This window comes from Arthrobacter sp. 9E16 (assembly GCF_002929435.1).
In the GTDB taxonomy this organism is placed as follows: domain Bacteria; phylum Actinomycetota; class Actinomycetes; order Actinomycetales; family Micrococcaceae; genus Arthrobacter_B; species Arthrobacter_B sunyaminii.
The window spans coordinates 793273-817896 of sequence record NZ_PJIU01000002.1; the positions used below are offsets into that span (position 1 = coordinate 793273).

The following is a 24624-nucleotide window of genomic DNA, read 5'->3' on the forward strand; positions in this document are numbered from 1 at the left end:
TTCCCGTCCCCAAGGCGCCGGTATACAAGGTTGCCTCTAGACGGAGATTGCCCTGTGCGCCAACCTGTGGTGGTAGGGGTCGCCGGGAAGAAGCAGCGGAGGCCGGACTTTAGCGTCGTCGTTCCCTGACAACTGTGAGGCCGCATGAGTGATCGTGAGCCACCCGGGTCATCCGGACTTGCCAGGCCAACGCGGATTCTGCTGACCCTGGCGGCTGCCGGTGGTGCCTGCTGGACGGTATGGGCAGGCCGATCGCTCCTGGGACCGCTGGTGCTGGCCGCGGCGCTCGTCATTATCGCGCTGCCCGCACGAAAACCCTTGGACCGGCGCGGCGCCCCAGGCTGGGTAGGCACGCTCGTCGTCGTGGCGATCGCGTGGGGCATCCTGCTGGTTCTGGCCGTGCTGGTCCTTCTGGCTCTGGGGCAGTTCGCGCGCATTCTGGCCGACTACGCCGGCCAGCTGCAAGAGAGCGCCGAGACGCTTGAGTCGTTTTTCCGAAGCCTCGGATTCAGCACCGTATCGATGGACGACTTAACGCGGGCAATCCAGCCCTCTGCACTCCTGACGACCGTTTTCAATGCCGGCACGCAGCTGCTGGGCCTGGGCACGGCCGTCTTTTTTGTCTTCGCCTACGCGATGTTCCTCGGGATGGATGCTGCACGGTGGCAGAATCCCCCGGCCGAGCTAGCGGAGGCGAGCGGCCGGAGGCTGCAGGCCTTCAACCGGTTCACCGCCGCAACCAACCGGTACTTCCTCGTCAACTCAATATTCGGGCTGATCGTCGCGGTGATTGACGGACTCGCCCTCTGGGTCCTCGGCGTACCCGGTCCATTCGTCTGGGCGGTGCTCGCGTTCGTCACCAACTACATCCCCAATATTGGTTTCGTCCTGGGCGTGGTGCCTCCCGTCGTGCTCGCTGTCGCCGTCGGCGGATGGGAGCTGGGACTGCTGGTGCTGGCCATTTACTGCATCGTCAACGTCACCCTCCAAGTGCTGATCCAGCCCCGGTTCGTGGGTGAATCAGTAAGGCTGAGCGTCACACTGACCTTCGCCTCGGTGGTTCTCTGGACAACCCTGCTGGGAGCGGTTGGCTCGCTCCTGGCTGTACCGCTTACCCTCTTCGCCCGCTTCCTGATCATCGGCGGGGATCCCGGTGCGCGCTTCGCACAGTGGATCAGCGGCGATGACGGCCCGGAGGATCCCTCGCCGAGACAGCTCCCCTCATGACCCTTTCTTCCAGAGCGCTCCTTAGACCAGTTCTCCCGCCGGCTCCAGCGGGATGTCCACGCGGCCGCCGGGACGGAGCTGGAACAGGGCATTCCCCACCCGGATCCGGACCGGGGGCAGATTACCCGGAGCGGCCGATACCCGCAGGACGGTGCGTTCCAAGCTGATATCCAGCAGCACCCCGCGGTAGCGAACCCGGAAGGACACCCGCCGGAGCCCTGAGGGCAGCCTGGGGGTGAAGACCAGGTCCCCGGATTCCATCCGCAGCCCCGCAAAGCTGCGCTGCACAACGTCGATGGTTCCGGCCATGGCGCCCAGGTGCACTCCGGTTCGGGTTGTGCCGCCCTGGGTATCGTCAAGGTCGGCGTCGAGGGCGTCCCTGAACGTGTCCCACGCGCGTTCCGGATCGGAGGCGGACAGAACGGAGGCATGGGCGACCCGGCTAAGCGTGGAACCGTGAATGGTCCGGGACAGGTAGTAGTCCACCATTGCCCGGATCTGTCCCGGCCCGACGTCGTAAGCCATCCGCCGCAGCAGGCGCACCAGGTCCTCTTCACCCAGGACGTAGAGCAGCATCAGCACGTCGGCCTGTTTGGAGAGCTTGTAGCCGTTGGTGCTGTCTCCCTCCGAAGCAAGGATCAAATCCAGCCGTTCGATGTTGCCGTAGCGCCGCCGGTAATGCTCCCAGTCCAGCTCCTTGAGCCGGCCGTATCCTTCGAACTGACTGATCATGCCGTCATGGAAAGGGACGTAAAGCCGCCGGCCCAGCTGCTTCCAAAACGTCAGTTCGGCCTGGGTAATCCCCAGCTTCTTCCGCAGATACTTGCTGTCCTGTCCGTGCAGTTCCTTGAGGATCCGTGCCGGGAGGGCGCACAGCCAGGCGGCCATGATGTTGGTGTACGCGTTGTCATCCACCCCGGAGCCGGGGTGCTCCGGGTAACCGTCGTGGTACTCGTCCGGCCCCACCACGCCGCGCAGGTGAAACCGTCCGTCCTCCCCCGTTTCGGCCATGGACGCGATCATCCGGGCGACCTCCACGATGATCTCCGCTCCGCGGCTGATCAGCCATTGACGATCCTCGGTGGCCTGGAAATACTGCCAGACGTTGTAGGCGACAGCCAGGCTGCCGTGGCGCTGAAGCCGGGAGTTGTCCCTCATCCATTTCTGGGAAAACCTGTTGTACAGCCACCGGGGCGTTTCTTCGGTTCCATCGCTGCCGCTGCGCCAGGGAAACAGTGCGCCGGACAGCCCGGCCGAGCGGGCCGTATCCCGGGCGGCGTCCAGACGGCGCCACCGGTAGTTCAGCACCGAGCGCGTGATGGAGGGCAGCCGCGAGGTGACCAGCGGCAGGACGAACAGATCATCCCAAAAAATGTGTCCCCGGTAGCCTTCCCCGTGCAGTCCGCGTGCCGGGACACCCACGTCCAGTTCCTCAGTGATCGGGGTGAGCACCTGCAGCAGGTGGAACACATGCAGGTTCAGGACCAGCTGCGTCTGACCGTCCGCGTGCAGGTCAAGGCTGAACAAATGCAGCAGCCTGCGCCAGGCAGCCTGGTGGCCGGCAAGGATTGCGGTGAAGTCGGCCGGGGTGCGGACGAGCACGGCGTGCGCTCCGGAGGCCGGCGTGGAAATGGCCCGGTCATGGGAGGTGACGACGGCGGCGGTTTTGAGGACACTCAAGGGCTTTCCACCGCGCAGCTCCCCGCGATGGTGCTGCAGCCAGCGGGAGGAATCCGCTCCCGCCCCGGATGCTCCGGGCAGCGGGCTGCTGTCCACCGGGGTGTCTGCGCGGAAGGTGACCCGCACGGCAACAGCGATCCGGATCTGGCTTTGCGTGGTTTCAGCTTCAACGCTTTCCGTGCCGGACTGCAGGTCAACGGCAAGGGTATTGAGGTGGCGGTTTCCCAGCGAGGCGTCCTCGGCCACATTCGCGTTGCGGATGTCGTGGTCAATCCCTGTCCTGAACTCCACCGGCCCTTCCCACCCCCGGGCAGTCACCGTGGTCTCCAATACGGCGAGCGCGGGAGAGGCCATGGACACGACGCGCTGCTGGACAACGTCGAGCCGCCGTCCGTTCCCGTCCTCCAGCAGGACACGGCGGGTCAGGACGGCACGCTGCATGTCCAGCGACCGGTGTTCCCGCCGCAGAATCAGCCCGCCTTCGGACCACCAGCCGCCGGAGCCAAAGCGAAGGTCCACCGGAAGCCAGTTCGGCAGATTCACCATGTGCTCGTTCCACGCCGTCTCACCGCCGATGGCCTCCGGAACACGGTTAAAGATGCCCGCAGCGTAGGTTCCGGGATAGTGAATGGAGTCCGCACGGGCTTCGGGTGCTGTTCCCCGGGTTCCCATCCGGCCGTTGCCGAGCGTTGTCAGCGCCTCCCGGTGCCCCTCGTGCCAGGGATCAAAACCGTCGTAAATCAGCTGCCAGGGGTGGGACAGCACAAGGCCGATGTCCAGCTCCCCGGGATCCCGGAGCACCAGATCCGCCCCGGCAGTCTCCAGCTGGGTGCGCTGTTTGGCCCGGTCAATGCCGACCACCAGTCCGAACCCGCCGCTGCGCGCAGCTTCAACGCCTGCGGTGGAGTCTTCGATCACCACGGCCTGCGAGGGGCTGACGCCGAGACGGCGTGCGGCTTCGAGGAACGTCGCGGGGTCCGGCTTGCCCTTCAGCTGCAGGTCCGCCGCAACAGAACCGTCGACGACGGCGTCGAACTTGTCCTCCAGCCCCGCCGCCGCGAGGACGGCGGGCGCGTTGCGGCTGGCCGTAACCAGGGCCACCGGCACCATGTCCGTGCGCAGCCGGTCCAACAAACCCACCGTTCCGGGATAGGCACGAACACCATCCTGCTGAAGGGCGGCCAGGAACAGCACGTTTTTGGCCGACCCCAGGCCGTAGGCGGTCCAGGACCAGGGCGCGTCATCCGGGGACCCCAGGGGAACGTCCACTCCGCGGGAGCGGAGGAACCCCAGGACTCCCTGTTCGCGCGGGCGCCCGTCAACGTAGGCGTAGTAGTCGCTGTCCTGGAAGGGGCCGCCGGAGGCTGCTTCGGCTCTCCTGTCAGCGAGGACGGAGTCGAAGAGGGCTTTCCATACTGAGCGGTGCACCGAAGCTGTGTCGGTGACGACCCCGTCCATGTCAAAGATGACGGCCTGATACCGCAGGGGTGTCACCGCGGCAGGCAGCGGCAGCGCGGGTGACGGGACGGCATCCGGCCGCGGTTCAGCGGGCATCGGCCGGTGAAGCGGCTATGTGGAGGACGGCGGCTCCGGAGACCCGGTCAGCTGCCAGGTCCGTCAGGGCACGGTCCGCCGCGGAGAAGGAGTACGGCGTGGTGCTCACGCGGACGGGGATTCGGGCCGCGAGCTCCAGAAACTCGTTGCCGTCCTGCCGGGTGTTCGCCGTGACGCTGAGCAGCCGGCGTTCCTGAAAAAGCTCCGCGTCGTAGTCAAGCTCCGGAATGGCGCTGAGGTAGATGCCGGCCACGGCCAGGGTCCCGCCGCGGTCCAGGGCGCGGAGGGCGGGCGGCACCAGCGTTCCAGCCGGGGCGAAGAGGATTGCCGCATCCAGGAGAACGGGAGGTTCATCGGTTGTTCCGCCGACGGACGCCACGCCCAGTTCACGGGCCAGACGGCGGCCCTTCTCTGAACGAGTCATGACATGGACCTGAACATCCTCGAACATGGCAACCTGTGCGGCCGGATGGGCCGAGGCACCAAAACCGTAGATGCCCAGGTTCCCGCCGGGCCGGATCCCCGACCGGCGCAGGGCACGGTAGCCAATGATCCCTGCACACAGCAGGGGTGCTGCTTCCTCGTCGCTGAACGTATCGGGCAGCGGGTAGGCGAAGCTCTCCGGAACCGTGGCCAGCTCAGCGAACCCGCCGTCGTCGTCCCATCCCGTAAACCGGGGAGTGAGGCAGAGGTTCTCCCTCCCGCTGAGGCAGAACCGGCACCGGCCGCAAGTGGACCGCAGCCAGGCTATGCCCACCCGCTTACCCCGGGAGAAGAGGGTGCAGCCAGGACCCGTCCCAACTACCTCGCCCACGACTTCGTGCCCGGGAATCACCCCGTGCCGTTTTGGTGGCAGGTCTCCTTCGGTCAGATGAAGGTCAGTCCGGCAAACACCGCAGACACGGACACGGACCAGCAGTTCCCCGGGACCCGGTACCGGATCCGGGCGCTCGCCGTAAACCAGCGGCCGGCCGGCAGCTGGACCGGTCAGCGGGCCGGGATCATCAACCCACCAGGCGCGCATGTTCCTCCCTATCCGACCGCAGGGATGTACGCGGATTATCGGCCCGCCCCCGTCCTGCAGGTGATTGCCAACTCTAGCGGCGTGAGCATCCGCCGGACAGGTTGGCCCGCCCCGACGGGTCCTATCAGGAAAGGTTTGTGTTCTCCCCCACCGAATCCCGGAGACAGGCATACGCTTGGAGGGGTAGTGTTCCCCTGTTCACAGCACGCCTGACCTGCGGTCCTCACCCGCCCTCCTGACGGGTGCAGCGGCGCCGGACACCGAGTGAATCCGGCGTCTGCCCCTTCCGCTATGCGGGGAGTCGTTTACCCTGCATTGCCACAAGAATGCAGCACCGGAACCGAGATCAAACGAGGCAGTCATGGCAGGAAAATTCGAGGTCTATCAGGACAAGTCCGGCGGGTACAGGTTCCGCCTGAAGGCAGGCAATGGCGAAGTCATCGCTTCGTCGGAAAGCTATAAGTCCAAGGCATCGGCGCTGAAGGGCGTGGAATCCGTCCGAAATAACGCCGCGTCCGAAATCACGGACCTGACGGCCGTAGCAACGTAGAGGCCCTGGACCCTTTTCGGGCCTACTTCGGATTTGAGTACATCACCATCAGAAGGCACACCGCGGAGAACCCTGTCTGTGCCAGCAGGAGCACACCTGGGGCATAACCCAGGAACAGGCCCAGCAGCAGCGGTACCAGCGCCAGCAGCGTGGTGTCCAATCCCCTGATCATGGCCCCGGTCTGAGCCGTGGGCACCGGACCGAACGCGGTGTCCACCGGCGGAGCCGTCCAGTCCGGCTGGACCCGGTACGCTCCCCGCACGGCCGACGCACCAAACCCCACGCCTGCCAGCGCACCCAGAGCAATCAACTCCGGGCTGCCGGCACCCAGCAGCACCAGCACGGCGCAAGACAGAGCGGACCACAGTGCAAGGGCAGCTGCGGGCAAAGCCGTCCGGCTCAGCCGCACCATGCTCAGCGACAGCGGCAGCAGCAAATCCAGTCCCGGCATGATCGCGGTCCGCCGCGCCACCGCACCCAGCGCCGGAACCACCGCAAACACCGTGGCGGCGATCAGAGCCAGCTGTACCGGAACCGGTTGCCTCCCGCCGGTCAGCAGCAGAGTCATACACAGCGAAAGCAGCAGCACCGGGCGGACCCACAAACCCGGTGTCCGCAGGAACGCGGCGGTATCGGCCCGCAGCAGCGCTCCAAACGGCGTCCGGCCGCCCTTCGCATACCAGCGGCCGGCGCGTGCGGAAACAACGACGCCGTAATCGGCGGACAGGGCACGCGCCACCTCGTTCGGGTCCATGAGATACACCGCTGCCCCGGCATGCCCGGACACCGCGCCGCCGCGGATGAGATCCCGGCCCGGAATGTCCCCCAACCGGGGCCGGCAGACCAGCCACAGCGCGACGGCGGCAGCCAAAGTGACGAGCGCAGGTCCCCACAGGCCTGCTGCGGCCTGCCGGGGAACAAAGCTCAGCACCGCCAGCAGCAACAGACCGGGCAGCGGGCCCGAGACCATTCGCCGGGCCAGCCCGCGCGCGGTCCGGCTTGCCATCGCCGGTGTCGCAGTTGCCGGTCCCCCAGATGTGGCGGGTCCTGCCCCGACCTGCCGCAGGAGCGCGAGCAGCACCGCGCAGACAGCTGCCACGCCAAACGCCGCGGCTGCTCCGAATTGTCCGCGCACGCTGGCTGCAAGATCCGTGATGAAGCCGAACGGCAGATACAGTACAGATGCTCCTGCCCAGACCAGGACCAGGCGGCGGATCAGCCGTCCTGACACCATGCGCCGCCGGTCCAGTGGCAGGCTCAGCCACCAGTACCCTTCGGGTCCGCTGACCGCGGCCGGACCAAGTTTTCGGGCCACCACCATGATCGCCGCCAACGCGGCGAACAGCAGCACGGTCGGTGCCGCGCCGTCGGGCAGGGAGAACGACGGCGGGTCCACCAGGGTGCGCCCCGCCGAGTCCGCGGACCAGGCCAGGGCTACCTGCTCGCGCAGCGCCAGGACCAGTCCCGCCGCGAGTGCTCCGATCGTTCCCGCAGTCAGGAGAGCTGTGTAGACATCAACGAAGACATCCCGGATCCGGCTCCGGCCCCGGGTGTAAGCGCGGGATGCCTGCCGCGTGAAGCGAACAGGATCGAAAATTGTCGGTGCCGTTCTGACGGCGGCTCCGGAGGTCATCGCTAGCGTCCCGCGATTTCGGAAGCGGCACGGTCGGGGGCGATCTCGCGGACGTCGTCGTCAATCAGCAGGCACCGGTCGGCAGTGGCCAGGAGCAGCGCCGGGTCGTGAGTGACCAGCAAAACCGTGCCCCCGCCGTCGGCGTACCCATTGATCCGCTCCCCCAGACGTTCGCGCATGACCGGGTCCAGACGCTGCTCGGGTTCGTCCAAGATCAGCAGCGAGGAGGGCCGGATCAGGGCGGAGGCCAGCAGCAGGCGGCGCCGCTGCCCCGATGAGACGGAGGCGGGAACGGCGTCGGCGCGCTCCTGCAGGGCAAAGAAGTCCAGTTCGGCGTTCACCGCTTTGTCCGGGTCCGGAACGGAGTGTCCGCGGGCCACCAGCTGGAGGTGCTCACGCAGCGAGAGGGAGGGAAAGAAGGCGTCCTCATCGAACAGGGCGGCCACCTGGCGGCGGAACGGAAGGGCGTCTTCATTGACCGGCAGGCCGTGCACCCGCACCTCGCCGTCGAGCATCGGCTGCTTTCCGGCGATAGTGCGCGCCACTGTGGATTTGCCGGCCCCGTTGAATCCCACCACGCCCAGGATTTCGCCGGCCTCCGCCTGCGCCGTGATCGCTCCGCACACCGGCGCACCGCCGTATCCTACGGACAATTCGGATATCTCGAGCACAGCCCCCACTGAAGTCATGCGACCAATCTAGCGGACGGGACAACGCGGCCAGGGGCCGCGCAACATCCATGCAGAACTCCGCCGGTTGTGGTTGGGTGGCCTGATGGATGAATACGTAAGCACAGGAACGTTCTGGTTCACGGTAGCCCTGATCAACGCCGGTCTCGCCGAACAGAAGAACCGCTCCCGGTGGAACTGGTTCCTCGTTTCCCTGCTGCTGGGACCTTTTGCGACGCTGCTGATCGTCGTGTGGCGGGCGCCGGAGCCGGTGCCTCCGTCCATGACCCGCCGCGGCGGATGGCAGGAACCGGCCGCGGACCGTTAGCCGGCAGCGCCAGCGCCAGGAGCGTCTGGACGGCGGGTAGGTCCTTCCGCAGCGGACCGTTTCGGGAATGACGGCGGCGGAGCGCGCGTTGCCGCAGGCATGACCTCTTCACCGGCAGACACCCCGGACACTTCCTTGGATCAGACCCCTGCAGCCACCTCTGAGCACCTGCACATTGCGGTGGTGGGCGCAGGAAAAGCGGGCACCGCGGTCGCCCGTTCACTGCTCGACGCCGGGTACCGGGTTTCACTCTCCGCCTCCGGTGATCCGCAGGCCCTGGCACTGATGGCAGGCATCATCACCCCGGGCGCGGAGCCAAAGTGGACCCGGGACGCCGTGGCCGACGCTGACCTCGTGATCCTCGCGCTGCCGCTCCACCGGCTGCACCTTGTGGACCCGGCCCTGCTGGAAGGCAAGGTGGTGGTGGACGCGATGAACTACTGGCCTCCTGTGGACGGGGACATTCCCGGGTTCGCGGCGAAGGATCTTGGCTCATCAGAGGTGGTGCAGGAGATGTTTCCGGGCACCGCCGTGGTGAAGACCTTTAACCACACCGGATACTCAAGCCTGGAGCCGGACCGTCGTCCTGCCGGGCATCCGGAGAGGCTTGGCTTGGCGGTGGCCGGGAATCAGCCGGACGCTGTCGCGCTCGTCTCGGCGGTGGTGGACCGGATCGGCTACGATCCGGTTCCGGTCGCCTCTTTGGCCGGGACCCTGTTCCTGCAGCCGGGCGGATCCGCGTTTGGTGCCCGGTTGACCGCCGCGCAGCTGAAGGAATTAGCGGTCGTGGCCGTGCCGGCGATCTGAGCCGCACGGTTCCTGCGGGAATTTTCCCGTTCCGGCCAGTGCTTGCACACACCACAACACCACCGAAGGGATGAGCAACATGCCAACACTGGGAATCATAGGAAGCGGAAACATCGGATCGGCTGTGGCGACGCTGGCGGTTGCTGCGGACATGAACGTGGTCATCGCGAACTCACGGGGACCGGAATCACTTCGAAGCCTGGTCGCCGAACTGGGTCCGCTCGCCCAGGCCGGAACTGTCGAAGAGGCAGCCGGCCAGACCGACGCCGTCGTGCTTTCCATTCCGCTCAAAGCAGTGAAGGACCTGCCGGACGGGCTGTTGGCCGGCAAACTCGTCCTTGACACGAGCAACTATTACCCGTCACGCGACGGACGCATCGAAGAACTTGATGAGAGCACCGTAACCACAAGCGAGCTGGTGCAGCGGATGCTCGGTGACACCCGCTACGTGAAGGTGTTCAACAACATCACTGCGGCGCACATCCCGGCCCTCGCCCGCCCGGAAGGTGCGCCGGACCGTTCAGCGCTGCCCATTGCCGGCGACGACGCCGCTGCCAAGACGCAGGCAACGGCCATCATCGAGCGGCTTGGCTATGACACCGTGGATGCCGGGACGCTGGCCGAGAGTTGGAAGTTCGAGCCCGAGACTCCGGCCTACGGGCTGATCTACTTTGCGGATCCCAACGCGTCCGAGCAGCAGCTGATGAACACCCCACCCAGCGCGACACCTGCGGATGAGATCCGCTCGGCACTCGACGCCGCCACCCGGGTCAACGTGGCAGAGCGGAAGTTCTAGGCTCTTCCCCTGCATCATGACTCCCGGCCTTCGCCTACAGTGTCCCTTGCCGGGGGATATCTTCCCTGACACTTCAACGGGCACGACGAGAACGGGGCTGGCGCAGTGGAGGGTTCAGACAGTTTCAATGCAATCCTGGCAGTCATAGCGATGACCCGAGACGCACGGATGTCGCCGCCGCTGGCATGCACGGCAGTCACGACGAATGAGTCGGGCAGCACGGCAGAAGAGGCCGTCAAGGTGAACCGCAGCCGCAGCACCTGGTCACTAACCGACAGCTCCTCCGGCGGTTCCAGCTGCGATCCAGTCAGGGGGCTGGTCATGTGGTCGCCGTCCGGAGAGGAAGTCGGCGGACTGGAAAGGGCGGACTGGATGCCTCCGCAAATAGCACTGTTCCACCCGTTGCAGATGCGGATTTGGGACGGTGCGGCCGATCAGATGCGGGTCACCGCCGCATTCGAAGATGATGTTTTTGTGACTTTGAAGCTGGAACATCGGGAAGCGCCCGGAGAAACCGGTGAAGCCATTATCAACCGGGAGTTCGGGGTGGTCACCGAATACCGGGACGCGTCCACCAAAATACTGCTGACGAATCTGCATGTCGATTTGTAGAGCTTCCGCAGGGACGCCCCGGTGTGAGCTCGCTCGCTTCGCGGAATAGCACCGATGCCTCCGCCGGTTGTCGCTGGAGATACGAACTTCAGCTCAGGCCATTTCAAAGGGCCTGAGCGACGCGACAAAAGGAAATCCTGAGTGAAACTCTTTACCCCGCTCACCGTCGGCACCATGGAACTGCCCAACCGCCTCGTCATGGCACCGATGTCCCGGGTGCGCGCCGACCGCAACGGCGTGCCCACCGACATCATGATCGAGCACTACCGCCAGCGCGCCTCCCTGGGCCTGATCATCACTGACGGCATTTACCCCTCCTTCCCCGGCCAGGGCAACCCCCTGATGCCCGGCCTGGTCACCGAAGACCACGTCGCCGGCTGGAAGCGCGTCACCGACGCCGTCCACGCCGCCGGCGGCCGGATCGTCGCCCAGCTCATGCACTCCGGACGCGTCGCCCACGAAAACATCAACGGCGGACACCAGCCCCAGGCCCCCAGCGCCATCGCCCTCGAAGGCATGGCCCACACCTACGACGGCAAGCAGCCCTACCCCGTCCCCCACGCCCTCACCGAAGCCGAGCTTCCCGGCGTCGTACAGGACTTCGTCTCCGCCGCGCAGAACGCCATGAAGGCAGGGTTCGACGGCGTGGAGCTGCACGGTGCCAACGGCTACCTGCTGCAGGAATTCCTCTCCCCCGTCTCCAATACGCGCACCGACAACTACGGCGGATCGCCGGAGAACCGGGCCCGCATGGTCATCGAAACCTTCCGCGCGGTGGCCGAGGCCATCGGCGCCGAGCACACCGCCATCCGCATCTCTCCGGAACACAACATCCAGGGCGTGCTGGAAACCGACCGAGCCGATGTCACCGCCACCTACACCGCTCTGGTGGACGGCATCGCGGATCTGAAGCCGGCCTACCTTTCCATCCTCCACGCGGATCCGGCCGACGAGATGATCCAGGACCTGCGCCGCCGCTTCGGCGGCCCGGTCCTGATGAACACCGGCTTCGGCACCGTCACTACGCGTGATGACGCCATCATGCTGCTCAAAGAAGACCTGGCCGACGCCGCCGTCGTCGGCCGCCCGGCCATCGCCAACCCGGACCTGGCCCGCCGCTGGCAGGAAGACCTCCCGCTGAACGAACTGGACCAGGCCACCGTCTACACCGACGGTGCCGCCGGCTACACGGACTACCCGGTGCTGGCTCCGGTTTCCTAGCCCAGGCGAACGATGACGGCAGGCCTTCCGCGTGACGCGGGAGGCCTGCCGTCGCCTACCGCTTTGACGGTTGCGACGAGCGCTCCTCGCCGGAATATTGCGCTTCTTTATCCTTACTCCAGGCACGCGCGTACAGGCCAAGGGCCGCCTGCTCCCTGAAGCTGAAGCCCAGCCCTCGTGGTTCTGCGGTCGGGCCAAACCGCGGACCGGGGGCCCCGCATGAAAGGCCCAGTCCGAGAATCGCGGCCAGATTCTTGAAAGATTATTGCTGGGTTACTTGCCCGTGATGATCACGTAAACCAACGCAACAAAGCCTGATCGACGAGAATGTAACAGTGCATAATTCGGCGTAATACTCCGCTGGAGAACAGTAATCCTCGTGCCGCACGGCCGCACCACAGCGAATGCATCCTGGCTGCTGGCCGGCCGGACCCCCGGCGTCGAACTCGATCAGATGGGTCGGGACCAGGCTGCCTCGACGGGCGCGGCCGACAGAACGTGTCAGACAGTGGGCGTGGGCGGCGCGGACAGGACGGCGTTGCCCATCCAGCCGACTTCGCTGAGGAACGAGCGGATCACCGCCGCCGCCGCCTCGAGCCCGGACTCAAGCAAGAAGTGCCCGCCGGGGTGGAGCTCAATGTGCGCGTTGGGGAGGTCCCGGGAGAACGCGTGCGCGCCCTCCGGCCCGAAGATCTCATCGCCTTGCCCCCATACGGCCAGCAAAGGGACCTGCGTACTACGGAAGTACTCGTGTAGGCGGGGGTATAGCGGAATGTTGGATGCATAGTTACGGAACAGGGCGAGCTGGACGAGGTCGTTGCCCGGTCGTCCGATCAGCGAAGCATCCCGTTCCCAGGTTCCGGGGTCCACCAGGGTGGGGTCGGCAACGCCAGTCACGTACTGCCAGCGGATGGCCTCACGCGTGAGCGCGGCCCGCACGGCCGCCTCTGTCTGCGGAGTCTGGGCCCGCGCGTAGGCCCAGACGTCCTTCCAGAACGACTCGACGAAGCCCTCCTCGTAGGCGTTGCCGTTCTGACTGATGATCGCTGTGATCGCCGACGGATCCTCCAGAGCTAACCGCCACCCGATCGGAGCACCATAATCCTGCACGACGATCGCATACTTGGTGATTTCGAGGCTGGCCAGCAGGGAGGATGTGATTCGGGCGAGGGCGTCGAAGGAGTACGAAAACTCGTCGACGCTCGGGGCATCGGATAGCCCGAAGCCGAGATGGTCTGGCGCGACGACGTGGTAGCGGTCCGCGAGCAACGGGATCAGGTTGCGGTACATGGCCGAACTGGTCGGGTACCCGTGGAGCAGAACGACCGTTGGTGACTCGGGAGATCCTGCCTCACGGTAGAAGATCCGGCGGCCCTCGATGGTCGCAAAGCGGTGGTGGACTGCAGACATGACACTAACCTCTCTAGGGGCGGTATGTACCTGATCGATCAGCCGGACCCTTGCGCGGCCCGTCGCACTGCCGCGAGATGGGCTGGGCGGACCCTGTCGACGGCGTCGTCGACGTCCCGATGCGTCGTGAGCCATCTCGCAACGTAGGGGCAGACCGCCACCAGGCGATACCCCTCCTGGACGCTGGTTCTCAGGGCAGTGCGGGTGAGGACGCTGGCCAGGCCCCGCCCGTCGAACTGCTCGTCGATCACGGTGTGGTAGAAGATGCGCTGCCGCGATGGACCCTCGTCATGGTGGGTATACATCGAGAACCCCGCTGAGACGCCCCCTACCAGAATGTCGAAACGGCTCTCTTCAGAGTTGTTGCGCACCTCGACGGGCTGGGTCTGAGTCGTGCTGCGTTCACTTTCGGTTGTCATTGCTGTCCTCTCGCTCGTGTACGGGGTCTGATCTGGGCATTGGGCAGTTCGGGTGCGGGCAGCGCACCCGAAGGCTCGGAGGGGTATGGGCCGAAGCGCACCGGTCCCGGTGCAGGACCCGGTTCGGCGCCGATTTCGCGCTGCCATTGGGTGCGGTAGGTGACGATCTCGGCGTGGCTGCGGGCCACGAAGTTCCACCACAGGACGATGTCCTCGTCGAAGGGTGGGCCACCCATGATCACGACGCGGGCGCCTGGTCCGGGCCTGGCGTGCAAGCGCACGCCAGGCAGCCCGGCGGGGAGATAGTGCAGCGCGCCGGGCGACAGCGCGGTTCGCGCAGAGGCCTCGACACCGTCTGCTTCCCACGCCGCGAGGGAGACCGACCCGGTATCGAGAAGTAGTCCGTGCTCGCAGTTCGGGTCCAGCGGCAGGTCGAGGCTTTCACCGGGGTTGATGAGGGCTTCGGCGGCGTGAGCCGGCGTCCGGGTGTCGATCGGTGAGCAGGCGCCTGCGATGCGCCCGACATATGTGCGCACGGTACCCCCGGGCCTGATCTCCGGCGTGGGGACATGATGCTGGGCTTCCGGTGGCCCGTGGCGGAGGTCGTCCGGCAGGGCATACCAGAGCTGGATCCCGTGCAGGCGGGTGGTGTCCGGGGTGGAGAACTCGGAGTGGGAGATGCCCCGGCCCGCGATCATGAGATTCACCTCCCCAGGGCGCACAGTGTTGGTGAACCCGGTCGAGTCGCGGTGCAGGACCTGCCCGGAGAACAGAAGGGTCACGGTCGCGAGACCGGTGTGGGGGTGGCGGGGCACGGCCATGCCGCCGTTGGCGGAGACGTCGTCGGGACCGAAGTGGTCGACGAAACACCACGGACCGATGAGGGACCGGGTCCGCTGCGGCAGGGTGCGGCGCACGGTCATGGCCCGCGGCCCGCCCAACGGCACGTTCCGCGGGGTGAGGCGCTCTCCGAGATCGGGGGGAGGGCCGGGGACGGTGCTGTGTCCCAGGGAGTTCAGAGCGTCGTGGGTCATGGCTGCTCCTGTTGGTGGGTGAGGGGCGCTTCGCCCCCGGCACGGGGTGGTGGGAGGCGATGGAGAGACGGTTGTAGCCCTGCGCCTGTCGCTCTGGCTCGGGGAACTAACGCTGCATCAAGGTGCCGGGGTGAGCGCAGGCCCGGTATGCCGCGTGCGGTACCAGATCACCCCGGTGATTACCGCCAACAGGACCACGGGGATAAGGAAAGCCATGGAACCCACCCCGGAAGAGCGATCTGTCGTCGCATTGAGGTCGGCGTGAAGCACAAGTGCCAACATCAGGCCAAGAGAATTATTGGCCGCGTGCAGCACGACTGATGTCTCAAGACCACCCGTACGCCACGTGATCAGCGCGAAGGTGATGCCCACGGCCAGGAACTGAAGATTGAGCCAAAGGTCGGTGGACAGGTGGATCGTCGCGAACAGCACCGAAGAGACGACCACCCCCAAGGCCAGGGCTGAGCGAGGGCTTCTCCCCCAGCTAGCAGCCACGCGAAAGATCAGCCCCCTGAACCCATACTCTTCGCCCGCGGTCTGCAGCGGCACGATCAAGACCGTGACCACGAACATGAAGAGGAGGTCGCCTACGGCCCAGTCGGTCATTACGGAAGGCTGAAGAATAGTCAGGACGGTCATATAAACGGCCCAGACGGGCACAAGAACGAGTACTGCCCGACCCAGCACTGCCGCTCGGAACACTCCGGTAACGGAATGCATCGTGCGCCCCTTGACACCGTAGAGCCAGCGCTGGATGAGCATGCTCCACGGAATGAGTAGCGCGCTCGAGGCGAAGGTAGCAGCCAGCGTAACGGTCGTGAATTCCGTGCCGCCAGTGACAATGCTGTCTCGGCCAAGCAAGAGATCAATCTGTCCACTGATCTGCGCGGCGACGGCACCAAATCCCAGCAATCCTCCAAAAAGAAGCACGATGGCAAGAATGCCACGCGGTATTCCGCGTCCTTTGGTTTTCCGGTCGAGCACCCGGTGGTACGGGGTGCCAGCCGGGATGTCTCCCCCGGCGCGGCTGGTGTCGTGATCGGTATCGCGGAGTGTGGATACCTGGTTGATGACATTCTCATTAGGACCCATGGCTGGCCTCTACTTTCGTCTTGTGTGTGGCGAGATGGCCCGGTTCAGCGGTGGCGGAGCCGTCGCCGGGCGAACCTAGGAAGGTGCGCAGGGCGTCATTGACGTCGTCGGCATGCGTCCAGAGCAACCCGTGAGGGGCGCCCTCCACCTCGACGTAGTGAGCAGCGGGCAGTGACCGGGAGAACCGGCGGGCCGTGTTGTCGATGGGCAGGATACGGTCGGCAGTGCCGTGCAGGATCAACACCGGTTTCCCGCTCCGGCGCACTGCTTCGACATCACGCCGAAAATCCTCGATCCACGAAGAGACGACGGCGTAGGCCGCCACCGGGGCGCTGGAGATTGCGGTGTTCCAGCTGCCGCTCACCGCTTCCTGGCTGACCCGGGTACCGAGGTTCTCGTTGAGGTTGTAGAAGTCCGAGAAGAACTGCGTGTACCAGGCGTACCGGTCGCTCCTAGCCGCAGCTTCAATTCCATCGAACACCGCCCGCGGCACGCCCTCGGGGTTGTCTTCACGCGCAACAAGGAAGGGCTCCAGCGAGGCGAGGAATGCAAGCTTGGCCACCCGCTCGTGGCCATACGTGGCGACATAGCGAGCGAGCTCGCCGGTCCCCATCGAGAAGCCCACCAGGACGACGTCCTGCAGATCCAGGGCCTCCAGCAGGATGCTCAGGTCGGCAGCAAAGGTGTCGTAGTCATAGCCGACACTGACCTTCGATGACTGGCCGAAGCCGCGCCGGTCGTAGGTGATGACCCGGTACCCGCTGGCCAGGAGCTCCCGTGTCTGATGCTCCCAGCTGTGTCCGTTCAATGGATACCCGTGAATCAGGACGACAGGCTGCCCCGCACCCTGGTCCTCGTAATACAACTCGATTGGCGTGCTGTTCTCTGATCCGACGCTGATAAACGCCATGGTCTTCCCTCTCGGTAGTGTGCCCAATGACATGAACGCCCCAGCCTGTGGAGCTCCGCCCCTGGGCCGCGGCTGTGCCGGGATCGGATACCCGTTCACGGCGACGTTGCCAGACTCCCACCGGCGTCGGCGCTCTCGCGTCGGTGGCGAGCACCTAGAATCGGCCACCAGGCATTACCTAGAACGGCGACAGCAACCAAGAAGGGGCAGAGCTATGCCGCGCTGCGCCCAGGCCCCGTCCGCCGCGCCGTCGGACCCCGCGGCTAGGCTGGAGGAATGGCAACAGTAATCCTCGTGCGGCACGGCCGCACCACAGCGAACGCCTCCGGGCTGCTGGCCGGCCGGACCCCCGGCGTCGAACTCGACGCCGCCCGGCGAAGCCACCGTCACCGCTGTCGACGTTGCGGCACTGCTGGATCCGGTGGAATGGACCATTAGGTCCGCCGACACGCAGTCCCGCACCGTCACGGCGCCGGACGGACAGACCGTCACCCTGCCCGACGTCGTTGTGCAGGCCGCGCGCCGGAGCTAGATTCCCCCGCCGGAGCTGCGCCACCCTCCAAGACCCCGTGCCCGAGCTCGCCGCCTGGCCGCACCTAGCCGTCGCGCCAGGAACCCCGCAGAACCTCGATGCCATCCAGCAGAACGTCCAGCCCGACGCCGAACTCGGTGTCGTAGTCGTAGCCCTCCTTGGCCAGCTCCTCCACCACTTCGAGCAGGTACGGATACCGGGCAGCAGCCTCCGCCGACTCAGCATCGCGGGTGGCAGCGGCGGCCTCGGCCGACTCCTCCGGGGTCTCGAAGGACAGGGTCTCCTGCTGCAGCGCGAAGCCGTACACGTAGGCGTCCAGCAGGCTGGTGACGTGGACGGTGGCCCGGAAGGAAAATCCGTTCTCCCTTAGGCAGCCCAGCAGCGCGTTGTGTTGGCGCAGGTTCTCCGGCCCCGGCCGGCCGGCCGCCTCCATCCGCCCCACCGCCCAGCGGTGCCTGAACAGTGCGGCCCGGAGGGAGACGGCACGGTCCCGCATGGCCTGCTTCCAGCCGTACCCGCCCTCCGGTTCCGTGACCTCCGCCCAGACCAGGTCCACCATGCCCTCGAGCAGTTCCTGCTTGTTCGCCACATGCTTATACAGCGCCATCGGCACCACACCGAGTTTCTCCGCCAACGTGCGCATGGTGAAACCGTCGATCCCCACCTGGTCGGCCAGGACGACGCCGGCGCGCAGCACGGCGCTCCTGTTCAGGCGCTGGCGGCGGGCGGACGGTTCCTCCTGCCGTGCCTTCGGTACCTGTCCCATAGAGCCGCCTTCCGAGAATCGATGCTTGACAGAGTGTACGACATACACCTATGTTCATCGCATCAGGTGTACGCGGTACACCTTTGCTGACAGGAGCGTCATGCAGACCTCTCACCGCACGGCCCGGACCGCCGGGTCCCTCTTCCTCCTCACCTTCGTCTCGGCCATTGCCGGGGCCGCGCTGTATGCGCCGCTACTCACGGACCCGGACTACGTCACCGGTTCCGGTGCCGATACGCGGGTGCTGCTCGGCGCCGTCTGCGAACTGGTGCTGATCATCGCGAACATCGGCACCGCCGTCGTACTGTTTCCCGTCCTCCGCCGGCACAGCGAGACCGCTGCGGTCGGGTATGTTGCGGCCCGGATCATGGAGTGCGCCCTGATTGCCGTCGGAATCCTCAGCGTGCTCACCGTGGTGACACTGCGGCAGACCGCCGGCGCCGACGCCGATGAGTACCTGCCCGTGGCGCGGGCGCTGGTGGCGCTGCACGGCTGGACCTTCCTGCTCGGCCCGGGGTTCGTGGTGGGCATCGGAAACGGGCTGCTGCTCGGGTTCCTGATGTACCGCTCGCATCTGGTGCCGCGGCCGATGGCACTATTCGGCCTGATCGGCGGTCCGCTGATGTCGCTGTCCGGCCTTGCCGTGCTTTTCGGTGCCTATGAACAGTCCTCGGTTCCCTCCGCGCTGGCCACCCTTCCGGAGATTATCTGGGAAGCGTCGCTGGGTATTTACCTGACAGTGGTCGGCTTCCGACGGCCGCGCCCGGTCCGTGCCTTCAGCCCGACGGGAAACGTTGACGCCGGCGCGTAGGTGACCCCCTTCGGGATGGAGCCGCCCGGGGGGGGGGGGGAATTCCTCCACCTCGGCCGCAGTTGTCTCCTTGAGGGACTGGCGGAGTTCACCCCTGCCGGTCCAGCCGAACATCATCGAAGGGATTTATCGTGGCCACATTGGGAATTATCGGAAGCGGAAACATCGGATCCGCGGTCGCACGGCTCGCGGTTGCGGCGGGCATGAACGTTGTCATTGCCAACTCGCGGGGACCCGAAACGCTGACGGACCTGGTCGCCGAACTGGGCCCGCTGGCCCAGGCTGGAACGGCGGAGGACGCAGCGAAACTCGGCGACGCCGTCGTGCTTTCCATTCCGCTGAGCGCAGTCTCCGGCCTTCCCGACGGGTTGCTGGACGGCAAGATCGTCCTGGACACCAGCAATTACTACCCGTCCCGGGACGGGCGCATTGCTGAGCTTGATGAGAGCACGGTGACCACGAGCGAACTGGTACAGAGCCGGCTTCCCGAAGCGCGGTACGTCAAGGCCTTCAATAACATCCTGGCCCACCACATTCCGCTGCTGGCCCGCCCGTCCGGGTCCGCAGACCGCTCCGCACTCCCCGTTGCTTCCGACAATCCGGCCGCAAAGGCTGAGGCGGCGGCGCTCATCGATGCGCTGGGCTACGACGTGGTCGACGCCGGCACCCTTGCCGACAGCTGGCGGTTTGAGCCGGACTCCTCCGGCTACACCCGTCTCTACCTCGCGGATGCCGGAACGCCCGACGACCAGCTGATGACCTCGGTTCCGGGCACAACGCCCAAGGCGAAGGTCGAGTCCGCATTGAAGTCCGCCTCCCGGGTGAACGTGGCCGAGCGCGTCTTCTAAGCCGGTACCCGTGCCCGGCGGAACTTATTCCGGCGAGACTTTTCGCCCGATCATGATGTCTCGGAGCTGATGGAAGCAGATGACGACGGCAGCGCCCGCTGCCACGGCCGCTTGTCATAGATCGCCAGAAGCTGCGCGCCGAGGCCAAAGAACACCATGGCCAGCCAGACAGCGATGTTCAGCCACGGGATATGCAGCGCCACAATGAGGATCACCCCGCCAACAAGTGATTTGACCACGGGATGCTGATTGCCGCGGAACAGGAGCCTGCCGATGTAGTACGCACCGAAGACGAATGTTGCGAGCGTGAGCGTGATCCAGACCAGCAGGCCGGCCAGTGCAAGCGGGGCACCGATGACCGTCACCAGCAGGACGAGCAGCACCACGGGAACGGCAATGGATGCCACGAAACCTACCAGCAGCGCTTTCCACGGCCGTGGCACCAGCTGATCGGTCACCCGGTGCAGCAAACGGGGCAGGAGCCAGCCAGCGAACACCGTCACAAGGCTCAGGGCGACCAGCGCATAAAGCAGGCCGAGCAGCCACCCGACAAACCGCTCCCCCACAGACGGCTCCTCCGGGGTTTCCGGTGCGATGCGTTCCACGGTGCCGCTGACCGCGCCCTGGGCGATCTCTGCCTCGTCATCGGAGGTATACGTCAGGTTGCCCCCAACCACTCCGTCGATGGTGAGGTCGCCAACTCCCACCTCCACATCACGGCCCACCGCCCCGGCTATGTCGATGTCACCCGCGGCGCCCACCAGGTCGGTTCCCAAGGCGCCGGTGTCGGTCACGTTGAGGGTCGAGGCGAAGATGGTGCCGCTGCGCGCGACCTCGCCGCTGATGGTCACATCCTGTCCGGCGAGACGCACATTGCCGTCAACGTTTCCGGTGATGTTGATGGTCTGGCCGGCGGCGATGACATCGCCCGTGACATTGCCGGAGATAGTGATGGTCTGGCCGGACGCGTACACGTCTCCGAAGACGTCATCCGGGACGTCGATGGTCAGTCCGCTGTAGAACTGCGGACCTGCGTCGTCGTTCACCACCGCCGGCACAGCGGGGGCTAGCCGGGAGTTTGCGGCCGGGGAAGAGGCCAAGGCTCCGGTGCCGGTCAACAGAATCAGCAGCACAGCGGCAAGAACTGCGGAGAAAGCCCGCCGCGGAGGTGAAGGAAGTCTCATGGCGTTGCCTTTCAGATATCTGTAAATGCACGCCCCCACGCTGCTTCTACTGCTCCTGTCTACGGCAGGGACGAATTTCCCCCGGGAGCGTTGGGACCGGTCTGCCAGCGCAGCAGAGCCGCGACGTCGCCGCCGCCCGGGAGCACACCGTTAGGCACCAGCAGCAGGCTCGCGTCCGTCAGGGACGCCGCACGCAGCAGCGCAGCCGAGGCCGGGACCTTGCCCAGCACTTCGGCGCCCAGGGCCTGTTCCTCGGCCGTTGCAACCCAAGGCTCGGCGCCGAGAGCCAGCAGCGTCCGGTCCGCAAGAGCATTGTCGTTCAGGATCAGCACGTCCACCTGGGCCTGCTGGAGTGCATGCACCACTGCACCGATGCCCGCGGCCGATTCGGGATTGGCCTGCCCCTGCTGCAGGGCGAGGCGGTCCATGATCTGCTCCTGCTCGGCCGCCCATCGAAGCGCAATCAGTTCCCGGACCCGGTCCTCGAAACTGTCCTGGTGCGGCCCCGCCGTGCGGGTGTGGGAGTCGAGCATGCTGACCAGCGGCTTATGGGCCTCTGCCAGTTGATCCTGGACCAGGCCCCGGGCGCGGACATCTCCGGCCAGCACAATCAGCCGCACCCCGCTGGCGTCCACTATCCGGTCAATCTGCGCGGCCACCTCGTCCGCATTCCGGCGCCAGACTTGTTCGGTCCGGCGCTGCATCTTGTCCTGCCCCCAGGTGCCGGCGGACAGTTTGTGGATGTCCTCGGTGGACCCTTCAACGTCCTCCACGCTGGCGCCGGGACGGCCGACGTACTCCAGCCGGATTTCCCCGCCCTCCCGGGACACATCGGCAACGATGTACGGGAACTCCTCCGGGCGGTGCTTGAACAGCGGCAGCAGATCCGGCACCGGTCCCACATGGATTTGTTTCGGGGTGACCAGCGGCCCCGGCAAAAGCTCATTCAGCTCCACGTTGCCGTCCCGGACCAGGACAAACCGGGACACGGGACCGGGCACACCGCGGGCCGGGTCCACTGCGGTTTCGAGGGCCTCCAGATCCGCGGGCGGAGCGCCCTGCGCAGCCGCGGCGTTCCTGACGTTTCCGGGACGGACTTCGGCGGCTTCCAGGCCCTCCACTGTTCCGGCGCCGGCGTCCACGTAGGCAACGCACCAGGGACCGGTTTTCCGATATAGATCCGCAAATTGGTGGAGCTTCTCCGTCATGTCGATTTCCTTCCCGCACAGGGCGGCCGCACATCGATTCAATCCGTGTCTCTCCAGCTAACACCGGTTCCTTCGCAGGTTGAAGAGGGACCGCGCCTGAGCGACCGCTTCAGCCTGAGGACGGCACCAACGCATCAGCGATTACGGCAGGTACAGCACGATCCCCGTCTTCAGCGGCACATAGGGGCGGTGCTGCTCAGCTGAGCGGATCGTCCTGGAACGCACGCACCTCCTGGGCGCAGCGGCAGGACCCCGCGAACCTTGCGGCCCACTCCAGGGCGGCCTCGCGGGACGGCAGGTCCAACACTGCATAGCCGCCGTCAATCTGCCGGGTCTGCGGGTACGTCCCCTCGATGACTGTTCCCGCGCCGTCGACCATTACCGGCGGAATGCTCTCATCGATGCCGCCGCCGAACACCCACACACCGGCATCTTTGGCCTCCTGCATCACTGCATGAGCCGCTGCCGAAACGGCAGGCAGGTCCTCCACCGGGAAAACCATGGCGCTGCTGGGGAAAGAGATCAGGTACTTGGTCATCGTGTCGGCTCCTTTTTCGTGGTGCTGCAGACTACCGAATGAACTGGGTCAGAGACTCTGGTAGGACTGGCCGTGCGGACCCGCCAGGCCGCGGGCGCGGCCGTTGACGGCCACAATCGTACGCCCGTTAATGGCCCTGTGAACCTGATCGGTGACGGTTGGCAACACGCCGGCGCCCTCGTTGCTGATCCAGACGACGTCCGGATAGGTCCCCATCAGCTCAACGAAACGTTCCCGGTCCTCGGACCGGAGATAGACGAGCACCGCACTGTGGAACACCACAACCCTGGATCCGGCCGGTGCCTGATCGATGAGCCCGGGGATGGTATCCAGAAGGTCTCCCCGAACGAGGCATGCCGGTTCTGACTCCGCAAGCCGCGCAGCAGCGCGGAGACGATGACGCCGCTCGTCGTGTTCCGGCCACACCAGTGCCTCGAGCCATTCGATCTGGTCCGAGTCGTTGACGTTCAACGGGTTGAGGTCCGCACCGGCCCGCCAAACGACGTCGGGCAGCCGCGCTGGCAGCGCAGCCGCGTTAATGCGGCACGGCACCACGACGTCGCTCGGCCCGGTGCCCGGGTCAAGGGCCTCGGTCCGGCCGCCGACGTCGTAGCGGTAACTGTACCGATCGGGATACAGGCACAGCCCAGCAGACGCACCGGCCTCAATCAGGCTGAGCGCGCCCTCGAGCCGGCTCAGGACCGGCAGCAGCACGGCACACCGTGCAGCTTCGTTGGTCTGCGTGGAACGGGTCAGGATGACCGGGACCACCTCGGCCCAGTTTTCGATCAGCCAATCCCTCAGCTGTCCGTATCCCTGCTCGGGCGCACCCGTCAGGCGTGCGGCGGCGAACACCAGGTTTGGTTGACGCTTGATCGGGGGCAGCGAGGAAATGAGGGTACATACCGCCGGATCTTGGGAGATTCCCCGCCCCCACTCCTCGTAGATCGGTGAAACTCCCCGGGCTTCGATCTCCGCGAAACGCTCATATACTCCGGCCACCCCATCCATGCGATCACCATAACAGCGGAGCGTTCGTCCCTCAGCACTGACGAGATAGGCCGTTTAGCGGGACCCCCGCACGAATCCCTCCATGACATAGCCTCCGGCTTGGCGCAGGACCTCGGAAGTTATCCGTGCCAACGCGAGTTCATCGTGCTTACCGGATCCCGCCCACGCCAGAAGCTGGCGGGCCAACTGGTTCTGCGGAAGCTGGTCCAGACGGCGCACCATCCACTTGCCCTTGCCGAGCCAGGCATTTTCGTGCAGCAACAGGAGGTCGACAGCCTGGGTAAAGACATCGGCGGAGATAGCGAATTTTTCCGCAGGGTCCGCGCTGCCGTTCAGATCGTCAAGGGAATTGCTGAGGCCGTAGAGGCGGATCCCGCGCTCAGTTTCACTCAGGGGTTCCGGACCTTTTTCCATGTAGCGGCGTGCACTGTCTTGAAGTGATTCTCCGGCCCCCTGATCCGTCAGGAGCACACCCTGAGCGACGATGTCGCCCAAGACGGCGCACCGGGCGGCCCTTTCCTTTTCGTACCAGAAGGAAATTGAGTCGGGGGTGTGAACAAAAGCTTCAACAACCCAGCCTTGGTATCGAGTGGTTTCGGCATAGTTACTGTGTCCGTTGGGGTACAGAATCACGATGTCGAGGTCAGAGTTGGCTGTGGCTTTTCCCGTTCCAGCGCTCCCGCCCAGAATCGAACATTCAGCAGCCGGATGGGCGTGGTGGACGAACGCGCGCGCGACAGAGACTGGATCCATTGCTGAAT

Annotated in this window: 24 protein-coding genes and 1 pseudogene; 10 read left to right on the top strand and 15 right to left on the bottom strand. The window is 65.8% G+C overall.

All coding sequences use genetic code 11. The features are described from left to right. Positions 1-144: 144 nt before the first annotated feature. On the top strand, positions 145-1227 hold the full coding sequence (locus CXR00_RS10360; RefSeq protein ID WP_104054417.1) for an AI-2E family transporter: 1083 nt from the start codon (positions 145-147) through the stop codon (positions 1225-1227). A 21-nt stretch (positions 1228-1248) separates the two neighbouring features. On the opposite strand, the gene CXR00_RS10365 is transcribed toward CXR00_RS10360, so the two are convergent. Together CXR00_RS10365 and CXR00_RS10370 are read right to left on the bottom strand one after the other, a co-directional pair. Further along, positions 1249-4461, bottom strand: a complete 3213-nt coding sequence (locus CXR00_RS10365; RefSeq protein WP_104054418.1) for a beta-phosphoglucomutase family hydrolase — start codon at positions 4459-4461, stop codon at positions 1249-1251. After that, positions 4451-5485 (bottom strand): zinc-dependent alcohol dehydrogenase family protein, encoded by a 1035-nt coding sequence (locus CXR00_RS10370; protein WP_104054419.1) that lies wholly within the window; start codon positions 5483-5485, stop codon positions 4451-4453. The genes CXR00_RS10365 and CXR00_RS10370 overlap by 11 nt, the downstream gene beginning before the upstream one ends. 361 nt (positions 5486-5846) lie before the next feature. Here CXR00_RS10370 and CXR00_RS10375 point away from each other — a divergent pair, with 361 nt between their 5' ends. Next, positions 5847-6035, top strand: coding sequence for a DUF1508 domain-containing protein (locus CXR00_RS10375; RefSeq protein ID WP_104054420.1), 189 nt, complete (start codon positions 5847-5849; stop codon positions 6033-6035). A gap of 22 nt (positions 6036-6057) precedes the next feature. Here CXR00_RS10375 and CXR00_RS10380 read toward each other — a convergent pair whose 3' ends face one another. Together CXR00_RS10380 and CXR00_RS10385 are read right to left on the bottom strand one after the other, a co-directional pair. Then, on the bottom strand, positions 6058-7668 hold the full coding sequence (locus CXR00_RS10380) for a DUF6297 family protein (protein ID WP_104054421.1): 1611 nt from the start codon (positions 7666-7668) through the stop codon (positions 6058-6060). A gap of 2 nt (positions 7669-7670) precedes the next feature. Next, positions 7671-8357 carry an ABC transporter ATP-binding protein gene (locus CXR00_RS10385; RefSeq protein WP_308470495.1) on the bottom strand — a complete coding sequence of 229 codons (687 nt, stop codon included), beginning with the start codon at positions 8355-8357 and terminating at the stop codon, positions 7671-7673. An 85-nt stretch (positions 8358-8442) separates the two neighbouring features. Here CXR00_RS10385 and CXR00_RS10390 point away from each other — a divergent pair, with 85 nt between their 5' ends. The 5 genes from CXR00_RS10390 to CXR00_RS10410 all read left to right on the top strand — a co-directional run bounded on the left by CXR00_RS10390 (position 8443) and on the right by CXR00_RS10410 (position 12100). Continuing rightward, positions 8443-8664 (top strand): hypothetical protein, encoded by a 222-nt coding sequence (locus CXR00_RS10390; RefSeq protein ID WP_104054423.1) that lies wholly within the window; start codon positions 8443-8445, stop codon positions 8662-8664. Between the two features lie 99 nt (positions 8665-8763). After that, a complete protein-coding gene (locus CXR00_RS10395) occupies positions 8764-9471 on the top strand; it encodes an NADPH-dependent F420 reductase (RefSeq protein WP_104054424.1) in 708 nt (235 codons plus the stop codon). 79 nt (positions 9472-9550) lie between these two features. Then, positions 9551-10267, top strand: a complete 717-nt coding sequence (locus CXR00_RS10400; protein WP_104054843.1) for an NADPH-dependent F420 reductase — start codon at positions 9551-9553, stop codon at positions 10265-10267. 150 nt (positions 10268-10417) lie between these two features. After that, on the top strand, positions 10418-10879 hold the full coding sequence (locus CXR00_RS10405; protein WP_146068479.1) for a hypothetical protein: 462 nt from the start codon (positions 10418-10420) through the stop codon (positions 10877-10879). Positions 10880-11020: 141 nt separating this feature from the next. Then, positions 11021-12100 carry an alkene reductase gene (locus CXR00_RS10410; protein ID WP_104054426.1) on the top strand — a complete coding sequence of 360 codons (1080 nt, stop codon included), beginning with the start codon at positions 11021-11023 and terminating at the stop codon, positions 12098-12100. Positions 12101-12601: 501 nt separating this feature from the next. Here CXR00_RS10410 and CXR00_RS10415 read toward each other — a convergent pair. The 5 genes from CXR00_RS10415 to CXR00_RS10435 form a co-directional block, all read right to left on the bottom strand. Beyond that, positions 12602-13510, bottom strand: coding sequence for an alpha/beta fold hydrolase (locus tag CXR00_RS10415; RefSeq protein ID WP_104054427.1), 909 nt, complete (start codon positions 13508-13510; stop codon positions 12602-12604). A gap of 38 nt (positions 13511-13548) precedes the next feature. Next, entirely contained in the window at positions 13549-13929 is a 381-nt protein-coding gene (locus CXR00_RS10420; protein ID WP_104054428.1) for a GNAT family N-acetyltransferase, read from the bottom strand. Further along, the gene (locus CXR00_RS10425; RefSeq protein ID WP_104054429.1) at positions 13926-14963 is read right to left on the bottom strand and encodes a pirin family protein; all 1038 of its coding nucleotides are present in this window, start codon (positions 14961-14963) and stop codon (positions 13926-13928) included. The genes CXR00_RS10420 and CXR00_RS10425 overlap by 4 nt, the downstream gene beginning before the upstream one ends. 117 nt (positions 14964-15080) lie before the next feature. Further along, on the bottom strand, positions 15081-16055 hold the full coding sequence (locus CXR00_RS10430; protein ID WP_104054430.1) for a CPBP family intramembrane glutamic endopeptidase: 975 nt from the start codon (positions 16053-16055) through the stop codon (positions 15081-15083). Then, positions 16045-16965, bottom strand: a complete 921-nt coding sequence (locus tag CXR00_RS10435; RefSeq protein ID WP_104054431.1) for an alpha/beta fold hydrolase — start codon at positions 16963-16965, stop codon at positions 16045-16047. Before CXR00_RS10435 ends, CXR00_RS10430 begins: the two co-directional genes overlap by 11 nt. Positions 16966-17241: 276 nt before the next feature. Here CXR00_RS10435 and CXR00_RS10440 point away from each other — a divergent pair. After that, positions 17242-17331 (top strand): annotated as a pseudogene (locus CXR00_RS10440) (histidine phosphatase); the annotation flags it as partial. A 230-nt stretch (positions 17332-17561) separates the two neighbouring features. Here the strand turns inward: CXR00_RS10440 and CXR00_RS10445 are convergent. Beyond that, on the bottom strand, positions 17562-18263 hold the full coding sequence (locus CXR00_RS10445) for a TetR/AcrR family transcriptional regulator C-terminal domain-containing protein (RefSeq protein WP_237686806.1): 702 nt from the start codon (positions 18261-18263) through the stop codon (positions 17562-17564). 100 nt (positions 18264-18363) lie between these two features. Here CXR00_RS10445 and CXR00_RS10450 point away from each other — a divergent pair, with 100 nt between their 5' ends. Beyond that, positions 18364-19074: a DUF4386 domain-containing protein gene (locus CXR00_RS10450; protein ID WP_104054432.1), complete on the top strand. Its 711-nt coding sequence runs from the start codon at positions 18364-18366 to the stop codon at positions 19072-19074. Positions 19075-19205: 131 nt separating this feature from the next. Further along, positions 19206-19922, top strand: coding sequence for an NADPH-dependent F420 reductase (locus CXR00_RS10455; protein ID WP_104054433.1), 717 nt, complete (start codon positions 19206-19208; stop codon positions 19920-19922). Positions 19923-19972: 50 nt separating this feature from the next. On the opposite strand, the gene CXR00_RS10460 is transcribed toward CXR00_RS10455, so the two are convergent. From CXR00_RS10460 to CXR00_RS10480, 5 genes are all read right to left on the bottom strand, one after another. Next, the gene (locus tag CXR00_RS10460) at positions 19973-21106 is read right to left on the bottom strand and encodes a polymer-forming cytoskeletal protein (protein WP_104054434.1); all 1134 of its coding nucleotides are present in this window, start codon (positions 21104-21106) and stop codon (positions 19973-19975) included. A 59-nt stretch (positions 21107-21165) separates the two neighbouring features. Next, positions 21166-22314, bottom strand: coding sequence for a Vms1/Ankzf1 family peptidyl-tRNA hydrolase (locus CXR00_RS10465; protein WP_104054435.1), 1149 nt, complete (start codon positions 22312-22314; stop codon positions 21166-21168). 196 nt (positions 22315-22510) lie between these two features. Next, positions 22511-22852: a YciI family protein gene (locus CXR00_RS10470; RefSeq protein ID WP_104054436.1), complete on the bottom strand. Its 342-nt coding sequence runs from the start codon at positions 22850-22852 to the stop codon at positions 22511-22513. Positions 22853-22900: 48 nt separating this feature from the next. Continuing rightward, the gene (locus CXR00_RS10475) at positions 22901-23863 is read right to left on the bottom strand and encodes a DUF2332 domain-containing protein (RefSeq protein WP_104054437.1); all 963 of its coding nucleotides are present in this window, start codon (positions 23861-23863) and stop codon (positions 22901-22903) included. 54 nt (positions 23864-23917) lie between these two features. Then, positions 23918-24616 carry a nucleotidyltransferase domain-containing protein gene (locus CXR00_RS10480; protein WP_104054438.1) on the bottom strand — a complete coding sequence of 233 codons (699 nt, stop codon included), beginning with the start codon at positions 24614-24616 and terminating at the stop codon, positions 23918-23920. Between the last annotated feature and the right edge of the window lie 8 nt (positions 24617-24624).